Source organism: Methylosinus sp. DMC45 (assembly GCF_056313885.1).
The window spans coordinates 331,912-352,183 of record NZ_JBQUZK010000056.1; the positions used below are offsets into that span (position 1 = coordinate 331,912).

General features: G+C 66.2%; 20 protein-coding genes. 18 read left to right on the plus strand and 2 right to left on the minus strand.

Going from position 1 to position 20,272, the window contains the following annotated elements:
* Window positions 1-34: 34 nt before the first annotated feature.
* The 11 genes from ACT53T_RS20680 to ACT53T_RS20730 all read left to right on the plus strand — a co-directional run bounded on the left by ACT53T_RS20680 (window position 35) and on the right by ACT53T_RS20730 (window position 13,168).
* Complete coding sequence (locus ACT53T_RS20680) at window positions 35-1,084, plus strand: N-acetylmuramic acid 6-phosphate etherase (protein ID WP_476162657.1); 1,050 nt, start codon at window positions 35-37, stop codon at window positions 1,082-1,084.
* A 53-nt stretch (window positions 1,085-1,137) separates the two neighbouring features.
* The gene (locus ACT53T_RS20685; RefSeq protein ID WP_018266949.1) at window positions 1,138-1,929 is read left to right on the plus strand and encodes a TOBE domain-containing protein; all 792 of its coding nucleotides are present in this window, start codon (window positions 1,138-1,140) and stop codon (window positions 1,927-1,929) included.
* Between the two features lie 74 nt (window positions 1,930-2,003).
* Window positions 2,004-3,386, plus strand: a complete 1,383-nt coding sequence (locus ACT53T_RS20690) for an ABC transporter substrate-binding protein (protein ID WP_476162658.1) — start codon at window positions 2,004-2,006, stop codon at window positions 3,384-3,386.
* Window positions 3,383-4,702 carry a di-heme oxidoreductase family protein gene (locus ACT53T_RS20695; protein WP_476162659.1) on the plus strand — a complete coding sequence of 440 codons (1,320 nt, stop codon included), beginning with the start codon at window positions 3,383-3,385 and terminating at the stop codon, window positions 4,700-4,702. Before ACT53T_RS20690 ends, ACT53T_RS20695 begins: the two co-directional genes overlap by 4 nt.
* 89 nt (window positions 4,703-4,791) lie before the next feature.
* Complete coding sequence (locus ACT53T_RS20700) at window positions 4,792-6,921, plus strand: TonB-dependent receptor plug domain-containing protein (RefSeq protein ID WP_476162660.1); 2,130 nt, start codon at window positions 4,792-4,794, stop codon at window positions 6,919-6,921.
* A gap of 259 nt (window positions 6,922-7,180) precedes the next feature.
* On the plus strand, window positions 7,181-7,870 hold the full coding sequence (gene chpT, locus ACT53T_RS20705) for a histidine phosphotransferase ChpT (protein ID WP_400769939.1): 690 nt from the start codon (window positions 7,181-7,183) through the stop codon (window positions 7,868-7,870).
* 91 nt (window positions 7,871-7,961) lie between these two features.
* Window positions 7,962-10,529 carry a hybrid sensor histidine kinase/response regulator gene (locus tag ACT53T_RS20710; RefSeq protein WP_476162661.1) on the plus strand — a complete coding sequence of 856 codons (2,568 nt, stop codon included), beginning with the start codon at window positions 7,962-7,964 and terminating at the stop codon, window positions 10,527-10,529.
* Window positions 10,526-11,071, plus strand: a complete 546-nt coding sequence (locus tag ACT53T_RS20715; RefSeq protein WP_476162662.1) for a chemotaxis protein CheW — start codon at window positions 10,526-10,528, stop codon at window positions 11,069-11,071. Before ACT53T_RS20710 ends, ACT53T_RS20715 begins: the two co-directional genes overlap by 4 nt.
* Complete coding sequence (locus ACT53T_RS20720) at window positions 11,068-11,433, plus strand: response regulator (RefSeq protein WP_018266956.1); 366 nt, start codon at window positions 11,068-11,070, stop codon at window positions 11,431-11,433. The genes ACT53T_RS20715 and ACT53T_RS20720 overlap by 4 nt, the downstream gene beginning before the upstream one ends.
* A gap of 121 nt (window positions 11,434-11,554) precedes the next feature.
* Window positions 11,555-12,394, plus strand: coding sequence for a CheR family methyltransferase (locus ACT53T_RS20725; RefSeq protein WP_476162663.1), 840 nt, complete (start codon window positions 11,555-11,557; stop codon window positions 12,392-12,394).
* Window positions 12,395-12,625: 231 nt separating this feature from the next.
* Window positions 12,626-13,168, plus strand: coding sequence for a DUF2087 domain-containing protein (locus tag ACT53T_RS20730; protein ID WP_476162664.1), 543 nt, complete (start codon window positions 12,626-12,628; stop codon window positions 13,166-13,168).
* 78 nt (window positions 13,169-13,246) lie between these two features.
* Here ACT53T_RS20730 and ctrA read toward each other — a convergent pair whose 3' ends face one another.
* The gene (gene ctrA / locus ACT53T_RS20735) at window positions 13,247-13,948 is read right to left on the minus strand and encodes a response regulator transcription factor CtrA (protein ID WP_018266958.1); all 702 of its coding nucleotides are present in this window, start codon (window positions 13,946-13,948) and stop codon (window positions 13,247-13,249) included.
* Between the two features lie 605 nt (window positions 13,949-14,553).
* Between ctrA and rpmH the strand changes: the two genes are divergently transcribed.
* The 6 genes from rpmH to ACT53T_RS20765 all read left to right on the plus strand — a co-directional run bounded on the left by rpmH (window position 14,554) and on the right by ACT53T_RS20765 (window position 19,432).
* Window positions 14,554-14,688, plus strand: coding sequence for a 50S ribosomal protein L34 (gene rpmH / locus ACT53T_RS20740; protein WP_018266959.1), 135 nt, complete (start codon window positions 14,554-14,556; stop codon window positions 14,686-14,688).
* Window positions 14,689-14,724: 36 nt separating this feature from the next.
* Window positions 14,725-15,144 carry a ribonuclease P protein component gene (gene rnpA, locus ACT53T_RS20745; protein ID WP_018266960.1) on the plus strand — a complete coding sequence of 140 codons (420 nt, stop codon included), beginning with the start codon at window positions 14,725-14,727 and terminating at the stop codon, window positions 15,142-15,144.
* On the plus strand, window positions 15,141-16,982 hold the full coding sequence (yidC, locus tag ACT53T_RS20750) for a membrane protein insertase YidC (protein ID WP_476162665.1): 1,842 nt from the start codon (window positions 15,141-15,143) through the stop codon (window positions 16,980-16,982). The genes rnpA and yidC overlap by 4 nt, the downstream gene beginning before the upstream one ends.
* A 7-nt stretch (window positions 16,983-16,989) precedes the next feature.
* A complete protein-coding gene (yihA, locus tag ACT53T_RS20755) occupies window positions 16,990-17,652 on the plus strand; it encodes a ribosome biogenesis GTP-binding protein YihA/YsxC (protein ID WP_400769944.1) in 663 nt (220 codons plus the stop codon).
* A gap of 58 nt (window positions 17,653-17,710) precedes the next feature.
* Window positions 17,711-18,595: an acetylglutamate kinase gene (gene argB, locus ACT53T_RS20760; RefSeq protein WP_018266963.1), complete on the plus strand. Its 885-nt coding sequence runs from the start codon at window positions 17,711-17,713 to the stop codon at window positions 18,593-18,595.
* A 102-nt stretch (window positions 18,596-18,697) separates the two neighbouring features.
* Window positions 18,698-19,432, plus strand: a complete 735-nt coding sequence (locus tag ACT53T_RS20765; protein WP_476162666.1) for a pyrimidine 5'-nucleotidase — start codon at window positions 18,698-18,700, stop codon at window positions 19,430-19,432.
* Window positions 19,433-19,449: 17 nt separating this feature from the next.
* Here the strand turns inward: ACT53T_RS20765 and ACT53T_RS20770 are convergent, their stop codons facing one another.
* Window positions 19,450-19,683 (minus strand): AbrB/MazE/SpoVT family DNA-binding domain-containing protein, encoded by a 234-nt coding sequence (locus tag ACT53T_RS20770; protein ID WP_476162667.1) that lies wholly within the window; start codon window positions 19,681-19,683, stop codon window positions 19,450-19,452.
* Window positions 19,684-19,837: 154 nt separating this feature from the next.
* Here ACT53T_RS20770 and ACT53T_RS20775 point away from each other — a divergent pair, with 154 nt between their 5' ends.
* Window positions 19,838-20,206: a hypothetical protein gene (locus ACT53T_RS20775; RefSeq protein ID WP_476162668.1), complete on the plus strand. Its 369-nt coding sequence runs from the start codon at window positions 19,838-19,840 to the stop codon at window positions 20,204-20,206.
* The last annotated feature ends 66 nt before the right edge of the window (window positions 20,207-20,272 follow it).

Here is a 20,272-nt window from a genome sequence, read left to right on the forward strand (position 1 = left end):
CTGCAGCTCTGTCACGCCCCCCGCCCGCGCCCTTATGGCACGGGAGCGCGCGTCGCGCGAGCGCGAAATCCTTGGCGCGGCAGCGTCTTCGCTTGCGAATTCGACTGCGGAGGACGAACTGTTGCGTAAGGAGGAGCACATGGAAACGGAACGTCCGAGCCCACGCTATTCGTCGATCGACGCGTGGGAGCCGCGCGAGATTCTCGACGCCATGATCGAAGGGCAGTTCGCCGCTGTCGCCGCGGTGCGCGCCGCGCGTCCGGCGATCGAGAACGCAGCGCTCGCTGTCGTGCGACGTCTCGCGCGCGGCGGGCGCATCGTCTATGTCGGCGCCGGAACGTCGGGCCGGCTCGCGGTGCAGGACGGCGCCGAGCTGACGCCGACCTTCAGCTGGCCGCAGGAGCGCCTGCTGCTGCTGATGGCGGGCGGCGACGATGCGCTGCTGAAAGCCGTGGAAGGCGCCGAGGACGAGGCCGAACGCGGCGCCGAGCTGATGCGCCGCCATGCGATCGGCGAGGCCGATGTCGTCATCGCTATCGCCGCCAGCGGCACGACGCCCTTCACCCTCGCCTGCCTGCGCGAGGCGGCGCGGCACGGGGCCTTGACCATCGGCGTCGCCAATAATCGCGACGCGCCGCTGCTCGCCGATGCGGAACATGCGGTGTTTCTCGACACGGGCTCGGAAGCGATCGCCGGCTCGACGCGCATGAAGGCCGGCACGGCGCAGCGCGTCGCGCTGCTGATGCTGTCGTCGCTGGTGATGATCCTGCAAGGCCGCGTCTATGAAGGGCTGATGGTCGATGTGCAGGCGTCGAACAAGAAGCTCGCGCGTCGCAGCGAGCGCATTCTGGCGCGGCTCACCGGACGCGAGAGCAAGGAAATCGACGCGGCGCTGCGTCGCGCGGGCGGCAGCGTCAAGCTGGCCTATCTGCTGCTCGAAGGCCATGGACTCGGCGAGGCGCGCGCCGCGCTCGAAGGATCGCGGGGCCATTTGCGCCGGGCGGTGGAGGCGCTGGCCGACGCGCCGGCGGCCGAGAAACAGAAAAAATCCGGCGCGCCGGAGCCCGGTCGGTCCGAATTTTGATGCGTCTTCGATGAAGAGGTATAAATATTCGCCCGAAAGGAATCGCGAGAGCCATGACAGTCAACAAGATCGATGCGCTGCTGGCGCTTCGCAGCGAAGGACGTTTCCTGGTCGGACGTGATCGCATCAAGCTTTTGGAGGCGGTCGCCGAATATGGCAGCATCACCAAGGCGGCGAAGGTCGTCGGCTTCAGCTACAAGACGGCCTGGGATGCAGTGAACGCCATCAACAATCTTCTGCCCAGCCCCGCTTTTGTGACAAAGGCGGGCGGCCGTTCCGGCGGCGGCGCGGAAGTGACGGCGGAAGGACGACGGCTCATCGCCACTTTTCATCGGCTGGAGGAGCGGCTGTCGCGCATCTCTTCGCTCATCGCCGAGGAAGGGCTCGAGGATCAGGACGATTTTCTCCTCTGGAGCGTGGGCGTAAAAATTTCTGCTCGCAATATGTTCCAGACGGAAGTCGTCTCGGTGAAGAAATGGCCGGTCGATGTCGAGGTGACGCTGCGCGTGTCGCCGGAGACCTCCATTCACGCCATCGTCACCAATGACTCGGCGGTGGAGCTCGGCCTCGAGCCGGGACGCAAGACGCTGGCGCTGATCAAATCCTCCTTCGTCCATCTCACCACGCCCGAGCACACGCCCCCCGGCGTGCGCAATCAGTTCGTCGGCGTGGTGCGGCGGCGCATCGACGCCGAGCGCAACAGCGAGGTGCTGCTCGACATTGGCGCGGGCAAGACGATGCACGCCGTCGTGCCGCGCCAGACGGCGGAAGACCTCGGCCTCACCGAAGGCGAGCGGGCCGTCGCCAGCTTCAACCCGACCGACGTCATCCTCGCGGTCGACTGACAATCGAATTCCCTATCGCTGGTAGAAAGATCAATCGGCGGGCTACCCGCCGATAAAATGAGCGCTCGTGTCGATTGACACGCCCGCGGCGGCGCTTTTATGTTTTCATTATGTATCGCCTCGACATAGCGAATCGCCTCGCCCTTCGCCCCAGCCGCCGCAATGTGCTGGCGGCCGTCCCTTCCGCGCTCGGCGTCGCTCTGCTCGGCAGGCCCGCGCGGGCGGCGGACCAGCGCCTCATCGTCGTCACCTCCTTCCCGGAAGAGCTGACGACTCGCTATGAGGCGGAGTTCGAGAAGCTCTATCCCAGCGTTCACGTCCAATTCGTCTGGAAGCAGTCGCGCGACGCGCTCGCTCTGCTGAGCGACAAGGACCAGGGCGGGGCCGATGTCTATTGGGCGCCCGCTCTCGGAAATTTCCCTATATTGCGAGACCGCGGCGCCTTTCAGAAATTCGCCGTCGATCGCGCCGCCCTGCCCGGCCGGCTCGGCGATCAGCTCCTGTCCGATCCGAGCGGCCTGTTCGAGGCCTATGACGTCGCCGGCTATGGCATAGTGGTCGATCCACCCGCCCTCGCGCGCGACGGGCTGAAGCCGCCCAAGAGCTGGAGCGACCTCGCCTCCCCCGCCTATGCCGGCCGCGTCGTCATGCCGATTCCGGCCAAGGTGGGCTTCTCGCCGGCCCTCTATGACATCATCCTGCAATCGGAGGGCTGGGAGCGCGGCTGGGCGCTGCTCGCCGAGATCGCCGGCGGCGCGGAGCTGCTCGGCTCCGGCTCCGGCCCGACGGCGACCGTCAAGGACGGGCGCGCCGCGCTCGGCCTCACCATCGACTTCTTCGCCTTCAACGCGCTGGCCAATGGCGAGAAGCTCGCCTTCGTCTATCCCGAGAAGACCGCCTTTCTGCCCGCCCATATCGCCATCACGGCGGGCACGCAGCGTTTTTCGGCGGCCAAGGCCTTCGTGGATTTCGCGCTCTCCTCCAAGGGCCAGAAGCTGATGATGGAGGCCGACAGCAGCCGCCATCCGGCCCGGCCGGACGCCTATGCCGGCAAGCCGGCGGCAGTGGTCGATCCTTTCGCCCTGCCGCCGGGAACCTTCTACCCCTATGACGCCGAGATCGGCCGGCGGCGGCCCGGCGCCGTCAGCGTGATGTTCGATCTCGCCATCACGGAGCGCCACGCCGAGACGCAGCGCCTTTGGCGCGCCATTCACGCCGCCGAGGCGCGGCTCGCCGCCGCCCCCGACTCTGCAGGCGCCGCCGCTGTGACGAAGGCGCGCAAGCTCGCCGGCTTCACGCCTATTTCCGAGGCGCAGGCGAAAGATTCCGCATTTCTCGATCGTTTTTCCAGCCGCGAGCTGAAGGACGGCGATCTCGCCGCCCGTTGGCGCGCAGAAATTGCATCGGCCCGAGCCGAGGCGCTGAGCCTCGTCGCTTCCGCCGAGCAGCGTCTGTGAGGCGGCGGCTTCTTCTTCCATTCGCGCTGCTTTTTCTCGCCGCCGGCGCGCCTTACGAGAACCTCAAGCTGGACGGCGACGTCTTCTCCAGGCCCCTGGCCGGGCTGGACGAGGTTTTTTTGCGCGGCTTTCGGCAAGGGAGCGCGCTGTTTCATCAGGCCTGGGTCATCGGCCCCTCGCAGGATCAGAACGAGATCACCGGGCTCGGCCCGCTGTATAATCGCCTCTCCTGCATCGCCTGCCATGTGAAGAACGGCCGCGGCCCGGCGCCGGACCCGGAGAATGGCGTCGCCCGCGCCATGGTGGTGCGGCTCGGCCTGCCCGGCCGCGACGCCCATGGCGGTCCGGCGCCGCATCCGGCCTATGGCGGCCAGCTCAATCCAGAGGGCAATCCCGGCGTGCCGGGCGAGGGCCGCGCGATCGTCGCCTTTGACGAGATCGAAACGCGCCTGTCCGATGGGGAGACCGTCTCGCTGCGTCGTCCGCGCCTCTCCTTTCGCGATCTCGCCTATGGGCCGCTCGGCGACAATGTGCGGATCTCGCTGCGCAACGCGCCGCCGGTCTTCGGCCTCGGCCTGCTGGAGGCCGTGCCGGACGACGAGATCAGCAGCTATGCGGTGGGCCAGGGCCGCGGCCGGCCGAACCATGTCTATGACATGGCGGCCGGCCGTACCGCGCTGGGCCGCTTCGGCCTCAAGGCCAATCAGCCGGATCTGCGCCAGCAGATCGCCAACGCCTTCGCCGAGGACATCGGCGTCACCTCCTATCTCTTCCCCGAGCCCAATTGCACCGCCGCGCAGCCGGAATGCCGCGCCGCGGCGGGGCGGGAGATCGAGCTCTCCACCGCGCGGCTCGAGGCCTCGCTCGCCTATATGCGCGGCCTCGCCGTGCCGGCGCGGCGCGATCTCTCCGATCCGCGCGTCGCCAAAGGCGAGGCGCTGTTCCGCGAGATCGGCTGCGCCGCCTGCCATCGCGAGACGATGAAGCTCGGCCCGGTCGGCTTCGCGCCCTGGCTGAGCGGGACGGAGATTCACCCCTATGGCGATCTTCTGCTGCACGACATGGGCGATGGGCTCGCCGATGGGCGCGAGGATTTCGAGGCCGGCCCGCGCGACTGGCGCACGCCGCCGCTCTGGGGCCTCGGCCTCGCCGGGCGCTTTGGAACGCCCGCGGATTTTCTCCACGACGGCCGCGCCCGCACCGTGACGGAAGCGATCCTCTGGCACGGCGGAGAGGCGGAGGACGCAGCGCGGCGGTTTCGCGGCCTGACGCGCGAGGAGCGGGCGGAACTGCTCGCATTTTTGGGGTCGCTCTGAGGGAGCGCGGAATCTGCCCCCTCTCCCGCGAAGCGGGGGCAGGCCGGGGAGGGGGGCGGCGGGACGATGGGACAATCGGGGGAAGAACCATGAAACTCAGCAAATTCGGGCCCTTGGGCGCCGCCAGCGTCGCCGCGCTCATCGCAAGCGGCGCGGCGCTCGCCGGCGAGCAGCCGCAACCTTTCGATCTCGGCGAGATTCACGTCGGCGCCGAGCACAGGACAGCGCCTGCCGACAAGAAGAAGGACGATGGTCCGGCGCCGCTGCAAAAGACCGATTCCTATGGCGGCGTGACCATCAGCAACCGTCAGAATGAGACCTTCCAGCGCGATTCGCTCGATCGCGCCGTCAATCTCGCCGCCGGCGTCGTCAGCAACAGCACCGGCGGCACGCGCAATGAGCAGAACATTTATGTGCGCGGCTTCGACCGCTGGCAGGTTCCGCTCACCATCGACGGCGTTCGCGTCTATCTGCCGGCCGACAATCGGCTCGATTTCGCGCGCTTCATGACGCCGGACGTCTCCGAGGTGCAGATCGCCAAGGGCTATGTCTCGGTGCTGGACGGCCCGGGCGGCATGGGCGGCCAGATCAATCTCGTCTCCCGCAAGCCCACCAAGGCGATAGAGGGCGAGGTGCGCACCGGCCTCGAGTTCGGCCGCGACGGCAGCTATGAGGGCATAAAGACCTATGCGCTGCTCGGCACGAAGCAGGACAATTACTATCTGCAGCTCAGCGGCTCATGGCGCGATCTGCGCGGCTGGATGCTGCCGGCGAGCTACCCGCCGACCAATAATCAGGGCGACGGCTTCCGCGGCAATTCGGGGACCTATGATTGGAGCCTGAACGCCAAGGCCGGCTATACACCCAACGACACCGACGAATATTCGCTGAGCTTCATCCGCCAGGACGGCAAGAAGGGCGCGCCCTATCACACCACCGACGGGCTCGCCAGCCAGCGCTATTGGCGCTGGCCCTATTGGCGCGTGCAGAATCTCTATTTCCTGTCCAACACCAAGATCGGCGATTCTTCCTATGTGAAGACCAAGGCCTATTGGAGCAAGTTCGACAACGACCTCTTCTCCTACAACGACCCCTTCCAGGCCTATCAGTCCTCGGCCAAGGCCTTCCGCAGCTATTACCAGGACTATGCGCTCGGCGCCGATGTGGAGGCCGGGCATGATTTCGGCGAGCTCGACACGCTGAAGATCGCCGGCCACTATCGCTTCGACGAGCACGCCACCTGGCAGGAATATTACGGCGTCAATGTCGCCAATAAATCGACCGGATGCGTCACGAACGTCATCTGCTTCACCCAGCCGATCGTCTACACGCAGGAAGACACTTATTCGATCGCTATCGAGAACACCTTTCATCCGACCAAGGACATCGATCTCGTCGGGGGCTTCGCCTATGACTGGCGCCATCTGCGCAAGGCGGAGGATTTCGTCTTCAACACCGGCGTCATCGGCTATCAGCTGCGGGATGTGCAGGCGCCCAATTTCCAGGGCGCGGCCATCTGGCGCTACAGCGACACCAATAAGGTCTATTTCAACGTCTCCGACCGCGAGCGCTTCCCCACCATATTCGAGCGTTTCAGCTCGCGCTTCGGCGGCGCCACCTCCAACCCCGGCCTGACGCCGGAGCGCGCGATCAATTTCGACATCGGCTGGGCCAGCGAGTTCGCGCCGGGCAGCCGCATTCAATTGGACGCCTTCCACTCCATCGTCCGCAATCTGATCCAATCCGTTCCGGTTCCCGCCTATGGCGCGGGCGTCACCCAGAGCCAGAATGTCGGCGACGGCAGCTTCTGGGGCGGGGAGGTCACGGTCGATTATCGCGCCTCCGACGAGCTGTCGCTGGGCGGCAATCTGACGCTGATGCGCCGCTCCGTCTATGCGCCCTATATCCTCAACTTCCAGCCGACGGGCGTGCCGGACGGCAAAATGTTCCTCTACGCCGGCTGGCGGCCGCTCGAAGGGCTGACGCTGACGCCCAATGTGGAGATGAACAGCAATCGCTGGACCTCGAACACGGCGGGGACGATCTATTATCGGACCGGCGCCAATTTCCTGGTCAATTTCACGGCGGAATATCAGCTCTGCCCGAACATGAAGCTCGAAGGCGGCGTGCGCAACATGTTCGACACCGCCTACACCTTCACCGACGGCTATCCAGAGGCGGGACGCAGCTTCTTCCTCGGCGCCAAGGCGACGTTCTAGGAGCGCTTTTTGATCGAACGGAATCGTTCGATCGATCAGAATTCGCTCCCCCCGCGAGATCGGATTGGCGAGATCGGATTGGATGGCGCTCCAACGGCTCGCGGGGCTCGCCGCGCGGCGGCCCCGACGGCGACGCTTTGCAAGCGGGCGCGGCGCGGCTACCAATGGGGAAAAGGGGCGCGGGTGATTCGTTTCGGCCGCGTTCCCGCTCTGGCCGGCGCCGACTCGAGGCGATCCGGCGGCTCCTTCGGATGGCCTCATGACCAAATTCGCGCTCGACTCCCTCGATCTCGCCGCGCTGCTCTCCTCCCGCGTCTGCCATGACGTGATCTCTCCCGTCGGCGCCATCGTCAACGGGCTGGAGGTGCTGGAGGAGGAGAAGGACGCCGAGATGCGCGGCCATGCGCTGGCGCTCATCAAATCCAGCGCGGCGGAGGCCTCCGCCCGGCTGCAGTTCTGCCGCCTCGCCTTCGGCGCCGCCGGCTCCAAAGGCGCCGAGATCGACACCGGCGACGCCGAGCATGTGACGCGCCAGCTGCTCGCCGACGAGCGCACCAAGCTCGAATGGAGCGTGCCGCGCGTGCTGATGTCGAAGAACAAGGTGAAGCTGCTGCTCAATCTGTGCCTGATCGCCGATGCGGCGATTCCGCGCGGCGGCGTCATCTCCGTCGCCTCCAGCGGCGAGCGCGACGAGATTTCCTTCACGCTGGAAGCCAAAGGCGTGAACGCCCGCATCGCCGCGGCGATCCCCGCCCTGCTGGCCGGCGAGCCGGAAGAGGGCGTCGTCGACGCGCGCGCCATTCAGGCCTATTACGCCGGCCTCGTCGCCCAGGCGAGCGGGCTCGACGTCGTGATCTCCGCGCAGCCGGAGCATGTCACCATCACCGCCCGCCCGGTCGCCGCGCAGGCGGAAGAAGAGACCGAGACCAAGACGGCGCTCGAGGCCTGACGAGCTCGAGCGCGGGGATTTCAGTTCTCTTAACCAGAATGCGTCAAGAATGGCGTCGACGCCGCTCGCGCGGCCTGAGACGAACGACGCCATGGATGAGCTTCTCAACGATTTCCTCGTCGAGACCGCCGAGCACATAGATGCGGCGACGATGGAGCTCGTCTGTCTCGAGAAGGACCCCGGCGATCAGGCGCTCATCGCCAGCCTCTTTCGCCATGTGCACACGATCAAAGGCACCAGCGGCTTTTTGAAGCTGCCGCGCGTCGGCCGGCTGACCCATTCGACCGAGGCGCTCATCGGCGCCTTGCGCGACGGCGCGCCGATGAGCGCCGCGCATGTCACGCTGATCTTCGCCGCCGTGGACCGGCTGAAGGATATTCTCGCCGAAATGGGCCGCTCCGAGGAGGAGCCGGCGGGCGACGACGACGAGCTGGTCGCCGCCCTGGAGCAGGCGACGCGCCGCGCCCGCCTCGGCGAGGAGGAGCCCAAGGACGCCGCGGAGACGAGCGCCGCCGCCGCGCAGACGGAGGCGCCGGCCTCCCGCGCCGCCGCGGCGCCGGGCGAGGCCCATGCGGCGAGCGTCGCCCATATCGGCGAGACGGTGCGCGTCTCGGTCAATGTGCTCGATCGGCTGATGGGCATCGTCTCCGAGCTCGTCTCCACCCGCAATCGCCTGCTCGAACTGTCGAGCGCCTGGGCGGGCGGCGACGAGGCCATGAGCAGCACGGTGCAGACGCTCTCCAACATCACCAGCGATCTGCAGGATGCGGTGATGAGCGCGCGCATGCAGCCGGTGGGACGGCTGTTCTCGACGCTGCCGCGTCTGGTGCGCGATCTCGCCTTCGATCTCGGCAAGAAGATCGTCGTCACGACGGAAGGCTCGGACACGGAGCTGGACCGGCAGGTGATCGAGCTGATCCGCGCGCCGCTCACGCACATCATCCGCAATTGCGCCGACCATGGCATAGAATCGCCGGCCGAGCGCGCGCGCATCGGCAAGAGCGAGACGGGCGTCATCTCCGTGCGCGCCGCCTATGACGCCGGCCAGATCATCATCGACATCGCCGACGACGGCCGCGGGCTCGACGCCTCGCGCATCCATTCCAAAGCCTTGGCGCTCGGCCTCGTCTCGGAAGCCGATATCGCCAAGCTCGGCGACGCCGAGCTGTTCGAGCTGGTCTTCATGCCGGGATTCTCGACAGCCGATGGCGTCACCAAGGTCTCCGGCCGCGGCGTCGGCATGGATGTGGTGCGCGAGAATATTCAATCGATCGGCGGCTCCGTCTCGCTGACCTCACGCTATGGCCGCGGGGCCTGCGTCACGCTGCGCATTCCGCTGACGCTCGCCATCACGCCGGCGCTGATTCTCACCAGCAATGGCGCGCGCTTCGCCATACCGCAAATGACGGTCGTCGAGCTCGTCGGCGTCGGCCGCGGCTTCGAGCATGCGATCCAATATATCCATGATGCGCCGGTGCTGCGCCTGCGCAATGACGTGCTTCCGCTGGTCGATCTCGCGGCGACGCTCGGCCTCGGCCGCCCGGCGCAGGAGGAGACGCGCGACGGCTTCGTCGTCGTGCTGCGCGTCGGCAGCGCGCGATTCGGCCTGCTGGTGGAGACGATCGCCGATGTGCAGGAGATCGTCATCGAGCCGCTGGTGAGCGCGCTGGCGCGGCTCGGCGTCTTCTCCGGCCAGACGATTCTCGGCGACGGCTCGGTGGTGCTCATTCTCGATCCCGCGGCTCTGCTCGATCACGCCGGGCTGCAGCGGCTGGCCGAGCGCCCGGCCGAAGCGGCGACGCCGGAAGTCTTCGTCCCGCGCGCGGAGAAGACGCGCATCATCCTCGTCAAGGCCGGCCCCGGCCCGCTGAAGGCGCTGCCTCTGTCGCTGGTGCTGCGCATAGAGGATGTGCCGCGCGAGCGGCTGATCGCCTCGGACGGCGCCTTCGTCATGGCCTATCGCGACAGCCTGCTGCCGATCATTCCGGCGACCTCGGACATGTCGCTCGACCGCGACGCCTATCCCATTCTCGTGCTGTCGGGAGCGGGCCAGTCCATGGGCCTGCTCACCGAGGAGATCATCGACGTCACCGACGAGATTCTCGACCTGCAGCGAGAGAGCGATTCGGCGCATATTCTCGGCTCCATCCAGCTCGGCGGCGAGGTCGTCGAATTTTTGGACGCCACCTATTTCATGCGCATCGCCTGCCCGGCGGCCGTGGCGCGCGGCGTCAACAAGCGGCATCGCATTCTGCTGGTCGACGACAAGGCCTTCTTCCGCGACATGCTGGCGCCCATACTCGGCTCGGCCGGCTATGACGTGACCACCGCCGCCTCGGCGCCGGAGGCCCTCTCCTTCCTGCGCAAGGGCCTGTCGGTCGAAGCGGTGGTGACGGACACCGACATGCCGGAGATGGACGGCTATAATTTCGCCCGCGCGCTGCATGCGCTGCCCGGCCTCGCCGATCTGCCGGTGGTGGCGCTCGCGGCCCAGGCGGCGCCCAGCGTGCTCGCGGCGGCCGAGGCCTGCGGCATCGCCGCCGTCGCCGGCAAGTTCGATCGACGCGCGCTCATCGAATGCGTCGGCCGCCTGCTCGACAAGGCGGACACCGCGCCGCGCGATCTCGAATTGCGCATCATGTCGGAGCTCGCCGCATGACCCAGACGCAACGCGACACGAGCGGGCGTCGGCGGCAGAGCGACGCGCCCAAGGCGCAGTCGCGCAACTTTACGATAAAGGTGCGCGGCCAGACCTTCGGCCTGCCGGTGGAATGCGTGAAGACGATCTTCCACATCGATCAGGTGACGCCGGTGCCGCTGGCCCCGCGCGAGATCGCCGGCCTCGCCAATCTGCGCGGCCGCATCGTGACCGCGCTGCGGCTGGACCGCTGTCTCGACATCGACGAGGGCGACCGCTCCGATTCCAATCTCGCCGTCTGCATCGAGCACAATGGCGAGCGCTATGCTCTGCTCATCGACGAGACCGGCGACGTCGTCACCTGCGAGGAGGACGACCGCATCCTCTGCCCGACCCATGTCGGCCAGCAATTCGTCGACGCCACCAACGCCTGCTACCGGCTCGACGACGATTTTCTCCCCATACTCGACATAGCCGCGCTGGTCCGGCGCCTGTCGAGAGCGACCGAGACCGGCGGCCGCGACGGCCATGCGAGAGACGCATCCCGAGGAGTAGACATATGAAGCAGATTCTGGTGGTCGACGATTCCGCGGTCATCCGCAAGGTCGCGCGCCGCATTCTCGAAGGGATGCAATTCTCCACCGTGGAGGCGGAGAACGGCCGCAAGGCGCTGGTCGCCTGCGAGCAATCCATGCCGGACGCCATATTGCTCGACTGGAACATGCCGGAGATGGACGGCGTCGAGTTCCTGCGCGCGCTGCGCAAGATGCCGGGCGGCGGCGCGCCGAAAGTGGTGTTCTGCACCACGGAGAATGAGGCGAGCTATATCGCCCAGGCGATGGATGCGGGGGCCGACGAATATATAATGAAGCCCTTCGACCAGCATGTGGTGCGCGCCAAGCTCGAGGACGTCGGCGTCATCTGAGCGCGCACGCCGCGACGGGACATGAGGAGCGCTCTCTCGAGGAGAGCGACGGCGACATGCGGAAATGTGCGGAGCCTCGCCGTTTTCGGCCGGGCGCGCCGCCTCGGGCGGAGGGCGCGCGATGAGCCTCGCCTTCGCGCGGCTGCGCCGTCTCATCGGCTCGCTCGTCGGCGTCTCTCTCGGCCCCGACAAGCTCTATATCGCGCAGAGCCGGCTGGAGCCGATCATGCGCGCGCAGGGCTGCCGCGACCTCTCCGAGCTCATGCGCCTCATCGAGCGGCGCGAGGACGAGACGCTGCTGCAGCGCGTCGTCGACGCGATGACCAATAATGAGACCTCCTTCTTCCGCGACCGCGTCCCCTTTCAGCGGCTGAAGCGCGATTGGCTGCCGGAGCTGATGGCGCGGCGCGCCGAGACGCGGCGCCTGCGCATCTGGTCGGCCGCCTGCTCCACCGGCCAGGAGCCCTATTCCATCGCCATGAAGCTGGCCGAAATGGGCGAGGCGCTCGCCGGCTGGAGCGTCGAGATTCTGGCCACCGATGTCTCGGAGACCGCGCTGACGACGGCGCGGCGCGGCGTGTATAGCCAGTTCGAGGCGCAGCGCGGCCTTTCGATCGGCCGGCTGCTGGCCCATTTCGACCAGAAGGACGGCCTCTGGCGCATTCGCGACGAGCTGCGGGCGAATATCGCCTTCCGCAAGCTCAATCTGCTCGACGATTTCTCTGGCGAGGCGCCATTCGACGTCGTCTTTTGCCGCAATGTGCTCATTTATTTCGAGCCTGCGGTGAAAAGCCGCGTGCTCGGGCGCCTGCGCGACAGTCTCGCCGACGACGGCTGTCTGGTCCTCGGCGCGGCCGAGACGATCGGCGAGCGCATCGGCGGCCTCGCCCCGGCGAGCGACGCCGCCTGGCTGCTGCTGCCGCGCCCCCCGACCGTGGGTCTTGCGGCGATGGGCGTGTGACCCAGGGTCGTTCCGCGCGCATCTTCTCGCTCCGTCTCGCGCTCACCTTGATCTTCCGCGGGCCTTGGCCTAAACGAAGCCGAGGGTCCGCAGTTCACCCAGGCGTCGCCGCCCCGAATGGGGAGCTAAACCTGCGCATTGGCATACGGACGCGAACTTCGGCCCGCGCCTCGTCGTAAGTCGGCGACCGACGACATCCTCTTCGGATCGGCGCGACGTCGAGGAACAACGATGTCCAGAATCACCCTTCCTTTTGCGACGAGCGACATAGGCGCGCTCGCCAAATCGCTGCGCGGACAGCTCACCCAACGCGACACGCCGCCTGGGCACGTCGAGTTGCTCAATATGCTCGCGCGCGGCGCCGGCTATCGGAACTATCAGCATTTTCGCGCCCAAGCTGCGGCGGCCGACCGGCTGGACGCCGCGCCGACGGCCGATGCCGCCGATTATGTCATGGTGGAGCGTGCGGCCCGGCATTTTGACCGCGATGGCCGGCTCATGCGCTGGCCGGCGAAGGCGAGCGTCCAGCAGCTGACGCTGTGGGGCCTTTGGATGCGCCTGCCAGCCGACGAGATTCTCGACGAGCCTCGGGTCAACGCCTTGCTGTCGACGAGGCATTTGTTCGGCGATCATGCCCTCTTGCGACGCGAGCTGTTCAGCGCAGGGTTGCTTTTCCGCACCATAGACGGACGCCAGTATCGTCGAATCGAGCGAAAGCCAACCGTCGACGCTCTAGCGCTGATCCGACGGCTCGGCGCGCAACAGCCGGCCTGATCGAGCGCGCACAGACAAGCGAAGGGGCTCCGTGTGGAGCCCCTTTCGATCTTCCGATCCTCGGCTCGGCGAAGCGCCTCAGGCGGTGATGCGCTCGTCCGCTTCGCTCGGCTCGCGCAGCACATAGCCGCGGCCCCAGACCGTCTCAATGTAGTTGCGGCCGTCGCTGGCGTTGGCGAGCTTCTTGCGCAGCTTGCAGATGAAGACGTCGATGATCTTGAGCTCCGGCTCGTCCATGCCGCCGTAGAGATGATTGAGGAACATCTCCTTGGTGAGCGTCGTGCCCTTGCGCAGCGAGAGCAGCTCGAGCATCTGATATTCCTTGCCCGTCAGATGCACGCGGGCGCCGGAGACCTCGACCGTCTTCTGGTCCAGATTGACGACGAGATCGCCGGTCGTGATGACCGATTGGGCATGGCCCTTGGAGCGGCGCACGATGGCGTGAATGCGCGCCACCAGCTCGTCCTTATGGAAGGGCTTCGTCAGATAATCGTCAGCGCCGAAGCCCAGACCCTTCACCTTGTCCTCTATGCCGGCGAGCCCGGACAGGATCAGAATCGGCGTCTTGACCTTGGCCACCCGCAAGGTGCGCAGCACCTCGTAGCCGGACATGTCGGGCAGATTCAAATCGAGCAGGATGATGTCGTAATCGTAGAGCTTCCCGAGATCTATGCCTTCCTCGCCGAGATCTGTCGCATAGACGTTGAAATTCTCGGATTTGAGCATGAGCTCGATGCTTTGAGCGGTCGCGCTGTCATCCTCTATCAGTAAAACGCGCATTTTCGGTCCCCACCCAGCTCCACCAATCTTCCCCGGACGTCGTCGCGTCGCCCGAGCGTCGACGATGCGCCGAGCTTCGTCGGCCGCCCGCCAAGATCTCTATCTATTTGTCGAAACGCTAAGCGGTAATGGTTAACAAACCCTGACCTTCGGCCCGGCGGCCAACCAAAACCTTAATCGTCGACGGCTAAGGGCCGTCGCGAGCCAGAACAGCGTCTCTCGAGGGGGACGAATCGATCGGCCTTCTTGTTTATACAAGCGGTCCGCCCGGCTGCGAAGCGGCCCGCGGCTACGCAAAGGCCGCGGCGAAAGCTTCGCGAAAGCCCCGCCGCGAGGCTGCGGGGCGCCGCCGCCGCGCCGCGCTCGCGATTGACTTATGCGCGGGCTTTCTCCTATATGCCGGCGCGGCGTCGCTGAGACGCGTTTCGTGCGGGGGCTTGCGCGCCCGTGAAAAAGGCGGAACGAGACGGCCGCAGGGGCGAAAAAAACGCCCGACGAGACCAAAATGAGATCGAGGGCCGTGGCGGCGGCCAGCCGATGACGAGCGGTCGGCGCGAGGCGATGACGGCTCTTCGATCGGCGACCTGAGCGAGCGGAGACCCAAGGTGAAGAGAACTTATCAACCCAGCAAAATTGTGCGCAAGCGCCGTCACGGCTTTCGCGCCCGCATGGCGACCGTCGGCGGCCGCAATGTCCTCGCGGCGCGCCGCGCCCGCGGACGCAAGCGCCTGTCCGCCTGATTTTCGCCGGCTTCTCGGCCAGGGAGGACGGGAGGCGTGAGCGAGAACATTCCAGACGAAACGCGGAAGACCGAGCCGCGACGCCTGCGCAAGCGGCGCGAGTTTCTGCGCGCCGCCGCGAGCGGGCTGAGCCGCGGCGCGCGCGCCTTCAAGCTGCAGGCGGCGGCGCGGGAGGGCGGCGATACGGACGCGCCGCGCTTCGGCTTCACCGTGACCAAGAAGATCGCCGGCTCCGTCGGCCGCAATCGCATTCGGCGCCGCCTCAAGGAGGCGCTGCGGCTCTGCGGCGCTTCCGGTCTGCCGGGCTATGATTATGTCTTCGTCGCCCGGCCCGACGCGTTGACGGCGCCCTTTTCGGAATTGACGGCGCAGATCGTGGACGGGCTGGCGAAGCTCAGGCCGGGCGAAAAGAGCCGGAACCGGCGCAACTCCAAAGACAGGCCGCAGGCGTCATGAACGAATACACCAAGAATGTCCTCATAGCGGCCGGCCTGTCGATGCTGGTGATCGGCGGCTGGGACTATTTCTACGCCTTTCCCAAGCTCGATCGGCAGCAGAAAGAGGCGCAGCTCGCGCAGCAGCAGAAGCCCGGCGCGCCGCAAAAGCCGGCCACCGCCCAGCCGGCGGACAAGGCCGCGCCCGTCGCGCGCCAGGCGCAACCGCAGCAGAGCGTCGCCGCCGCCAAGCCAGTGGCGAAAACGCGCGAGGCCGCTCTCGCCGAGAGCAAGCGCATCGCCATCGACACGCCCTCCATCTCCGGCTCGATCTCGCTGAAGGGCGGCCGCATCGACGACGTCTCGCTGAAAAATTATCACGAGACCGTCGATCCCAAGAGCCCGATCATCGTGCTGCTCTCGCCCGAAGGCGCGCCGCAGCCCTATTACGCCGAATCCGGCTTCCTCGCCTCCGACAAGGATCAGGCGCCGCCCGCACTGCCGAGCAGCGAATCGCTGTGGAGCGCCGATCACGATCAGCTCTCCGTCGGCCAGCCTTTGACGCTCACCTTCGACAATGGCCAGGGCCTCGTCTTCAAGCGCAAGATCTCGGTCGACGACCAATATATGTTCTCCGTGACCGACAGCGTCGAGAATCACGGCCAGGGCTCCGTCACCCTCTATCCCTATCTGCGCGTCTCGCGCATCGGCGCGCTGCAGAGCGCCGGCTACGCCGCTCTGCACGAGGGCTTCGTCGGCGTGCTCGGCGAAGCGGGCCTGCAGGAGCTGAAGTTCGAGAAGGTCGAGAAGGAGCCGCACGCCACCAAATCTTTCGAGGCGACCGGCGGCTGGCTCGGCTTCACCGAGAAATATTGGGCCGCCGTTCTGGTGCCGCAGCAGGACCGCTCGCTGGTGGCGCGCTTCTCGGCTTCGGGCGCCGGAACGACCAAGGCCTATCAGGCCGACACGGTCGAGGCGCCGCTGACCATCGCGCCGGGCGCCTCCGGCTCCGTGGCCTCGCGCATCTTCGCCGGCGCCAAGGTCGTCGACACGCTCGACGCCTATGAAGGCCAGGGCATCAAGCTGTTCGATCGGCTCATCGATTGGGGCTGGTTCTACTTCCTCACCCGGCCGATGTTCCGCATCATCGACGGCCTGTTCCATGTGCTCGGCAATTTCGGCCTCGCCATTCTGGCCGTCACCGTGCTCGTCAAGATCGCCTTCCTGCCGCTCGCCAACAAGAGCTATCTGGCCGTGGCCAAGATGAAGGCGATTCAGCCCAAGATCGCGGAGCTGAAGGCGAAATACGGCGACGACAAGCAGACCTTGAGCCGCGAGCAGATGGAATTGTTCCGCCGCGAGAAGGTCAATCCGGCCGGCGGCTGCCTGCCCGCCCTGCTGCAGATTCCGGTGTTCTTCTCGCTCTACAAGGTGCTGGTCATCACCATCGAGATGCGCCATGCGCCCTTCTATGGCTGGATCAAGGACCTCTCGGCGCCGGACCCGACCAACATCTTCAACCTCTTCGGCCTCATCCCCTTCGACCCGACGCAGATTCCGGTGTTCGGCTCGTTTCTGTGGCTCGGCGTGTGGCCGCTCGTCATGGGCGTCTCCATGTGGGTGCAGATGAAGATGAACCCGGAGCCGACCGACGAGGTGCAGAAGATCGCCTTCGGCTGGATGCCGGTGATCTTCACCTTCTCGATGGGCGGCTTCGCCTCCGGCCTCGTGATCTATTGGACCTGGAACAATGTGCTCTCGGTCGCGCAGCAATGGGTCATCATGAAGCGCGCGGGCGTCAAGTTCGAGCTGTGGGACAATCTGAAGAAGACCTTCGCCTTCCTCAAAAAGCCCGCCTGATCGCGCCTTGACCGAAGCCCGCGACGAGGATTTCACGGAACCGGGCCGGCTGCTCTTCGCCGGCCCGTGCGATTTCATATTCGCCAGCGCGAAATCCGGCGATCTGCCGCCGATCGGCCCGCCGGAGATCGCCTTCGCCGGCCGCTCCAATGTCGGCAAATCCTCCCTTCTGAACGCTCTGACCGGCCGCAAGGCGCTGGCGCGCGTCTCCAACACGCCGGGCCGCACACAGCAGCTCAACTTTTTTGCGCTCGGCGCCGCTCCGGGCGCGGAGCCGCTGCGCCTCGTCGACATGCCCGGCTATGGCTACGCCGCCGTCGGCAAGGAGAAGATCGCCAATTGGACGCGGCTGATGGAGGAGTTTCTGCGCGGCCGCGCCTCGCTGGCGCGCGTCTTCGTGCTCATCGACAGCCGCCGCGGCGTGAAGGATCTCGACGAGCAGATGTTCGATCTGCTCGACCGCGCCGCCGTCTCCTATCAGATCGTGCTGACCAAGCGTGACGAGCTGAAGGTCTCCGAGCGCGAGAGCGCCGTCGCCGCCGTGGAGGCCGCGCTGGCCAAGCGCCCCGCCGCCTTCCCGCGCCTCGCCATCACCTCCTCGCGCACCGGCGAGGGCGTCGCCGAGCTGCGCGCCGGGATCGCGCGGCTATTGGCCGAACGAAACGCTTGAATATTGCAGCCTCGTCCTTTCTAAAAGGATCGAGCTTCATCACACCACAGGCGGACCCATGACCGAGGATTCGGCCGACAGCGCGCTCCAGCAAGCCCGTATTCTGATGCAGGCGCTGCCGCATATGCTGCGCTATGACGAGGCGACAGTCGTGGTGAAATATGGCGGCCACGCCATGGGCGACGACAAGGTCGCGCGCGACTTCTCCCGCGACATGGTGCTGCTCGAGCAATCGGGCGTGAACCCGGTCGTCGTGCATGGCGGCGGCCCGCAGATCGGCGCAATGCTGGGCAAGCTCGGCATAAAATCCGAATTCGCCGATGGGCTGCGCATCACCGACAAGGCGACGATGGAAATCGTCGAGATGGTGCTCGCCGGCTATATCAACAAGCAGATCGTCGGCTTCATCAATTCCGAGGGCGGCCGCGCCATCGGCCTGTGCGGCAAGGACGGCCGCATGGTGACGGCCGAAAAGCTCTCGCGCCCCAATCACGAGGACGGCAAGGCGATCGATCTCGGCTTCGTCGGCGAGGTGGCCAAGGTCGACACAACAGTGCTGGACCAGGTGCTCGGCCGCGAGCTGATCCCCGTGCTGGCGCCCGTCGCGCAGGGCCTCGACGGCGAGACCTATAATATCAACGCCGACACTTTCGCGGGCGCCATCGCCGGCGCGCTCGGCGCCAAGCGCCTTCTGTTCCTCACCGACGTTCCCGGCGTGCTGGACAAGAACAAGCAGCTCATCAAGGAGCTGAAGGTGGAGGATATTCCCGGCCTCGTCGCCGACGGCACCATCACCGGCGGCATGATCCCCAAGGTCGAGACCTGCATGTATGCGATCGAGCGCGGCGTCGAAGGCGTCGTGATTCTCGACGGCAAGCTGCCCCATGCGGTGCTGATCGAGCTATTGACCGATCACGGCGCCGGCACGCTGATAACGAGGTAACGGATTGATCATTGCAAGGAGCGCAGCGACGAAGCAATCCAGGAGCCGCCTCACGGCTCTGGATCGCGTCGCTCCGCTCGCGATGACGAGGCGGCGCGCGCGATGACGGAGCCCGCCGACGAGCCGCGCCTGCTGACCATCGCCAATCGCTTCGCCCATGTCGACACATGGGTCTTCGATCTCGACAACACGCTCTATCCGGCCTCGTCGGACCTCTGGCCGAAGATCGACCATCGGATCACTTTGTTCATGATCCGCCTGTTCGGCCTCGACGGCATGTCGTCGCGCGCGCTGCAGAAGCATTATTACAAGCAATATGGCACGACGCTGCGCGGGCTGATGACCGAACATGGCGTCGACGCCGACGCTTTCTTGAAATTCGTCCATGACGTCGATCGCTCGTCGCTTCTGCCCAATCATTCGCTGGCGGCGGCGATCGCGGCGCTGCCGGGCCGCAAGCTCATCCTCACCAATGGCTCGCGCGAGCATGCGCTGGACACGGCGAAGCAGCTCGCCATCGATCATATTTTCGAGGATGTGTTCGATATCGTCGCGGCCGATTTCATCGCCAAGCCGCATGAGGAGGCCTATGAGCGCTTCTTCGATCGCCACGCCGTGGAGCCGAAACGCTCCGCCCTCTTCGAGGACATAGCGCGCAATCTGATTTTCCCGCATGCGCGCGGCATGACCACCGTGCTGGTGACGCCGGAAGCCGGCCATGAGGAGAAACGCGAATCCTGGGAGATCGCCCATGGCCGCGAGCCTCATGCGGATTTCACCACCAATGATCTCGCGGGATTTTTGGAGGGGCTGACGGCGACGTCACAACCCCAGTAGAGGCCTGATCTTCGTCGTCATCGGACGGCCGGCGGTCCGAAGCTTTCCTCCTCATGCAGGTTTTCCGGCGTCACCCCAGCGAGAAGATCATCGAGAGAGCAAACAGGCACCGTCGCCGGCTCGATCACCACGCGGCCGCCATCGACGCGTAATTCGACGGTCTGGCCGATCTCGAAGCCAGCCTGCTCCATGACGGCCGAGGGTATGCGCACGGCTACCGAGCCGCCCAATTTTTCGACGATCGCTCGCATCAGGATACCTCGCTATTCCCCATCCCCTTCAGAAACTGTCACATTTTCGCAACGGAGCGGCATTCTTTGCAGCGCCGCCTTGACTGTATAGCGCGCGCTATCTTCAAATGCGGCAATGATGCGAGCGGGAGCACATCGGCGTTTGAGAGCGAGCGTGATCGCGCGCGCGCTCGCCTGTCTGCTCATGCTGCAAGGCTTCATCGTCGCGGCGGGGCCGAGTCTCGCCGAGCGAGCGGCCGACGCCGCCGGCTGGAGCGAAGCGCATGCGACCGAGCTCTGCGCTGGCCAGAACGGCGCCGAAAATCCGCTGAGTGACCATTCCTCCTGTGAGCGCTGCATATTCTGCACGCTCGGCGCACGCGGCGTCGCGCTGACCCTCGCCGCGCTCTGGCGCTTTACGGCGATCTCGCCGCCGGAACCAGATTCGCGCCTCGCGCCACGCAGCGCAGACGCGGCCGAGCCCATGACGCCGCCCGGCTGGGCCAGCACCTGGTCGTCGCGCGCGCCGCCCTCCTTCTCCTGATCCGAAACGAAGCGCGGCTCTCTCGCCGCATCTTTCCATCGGAATCGCGCGCACCCGCGTGGCGTC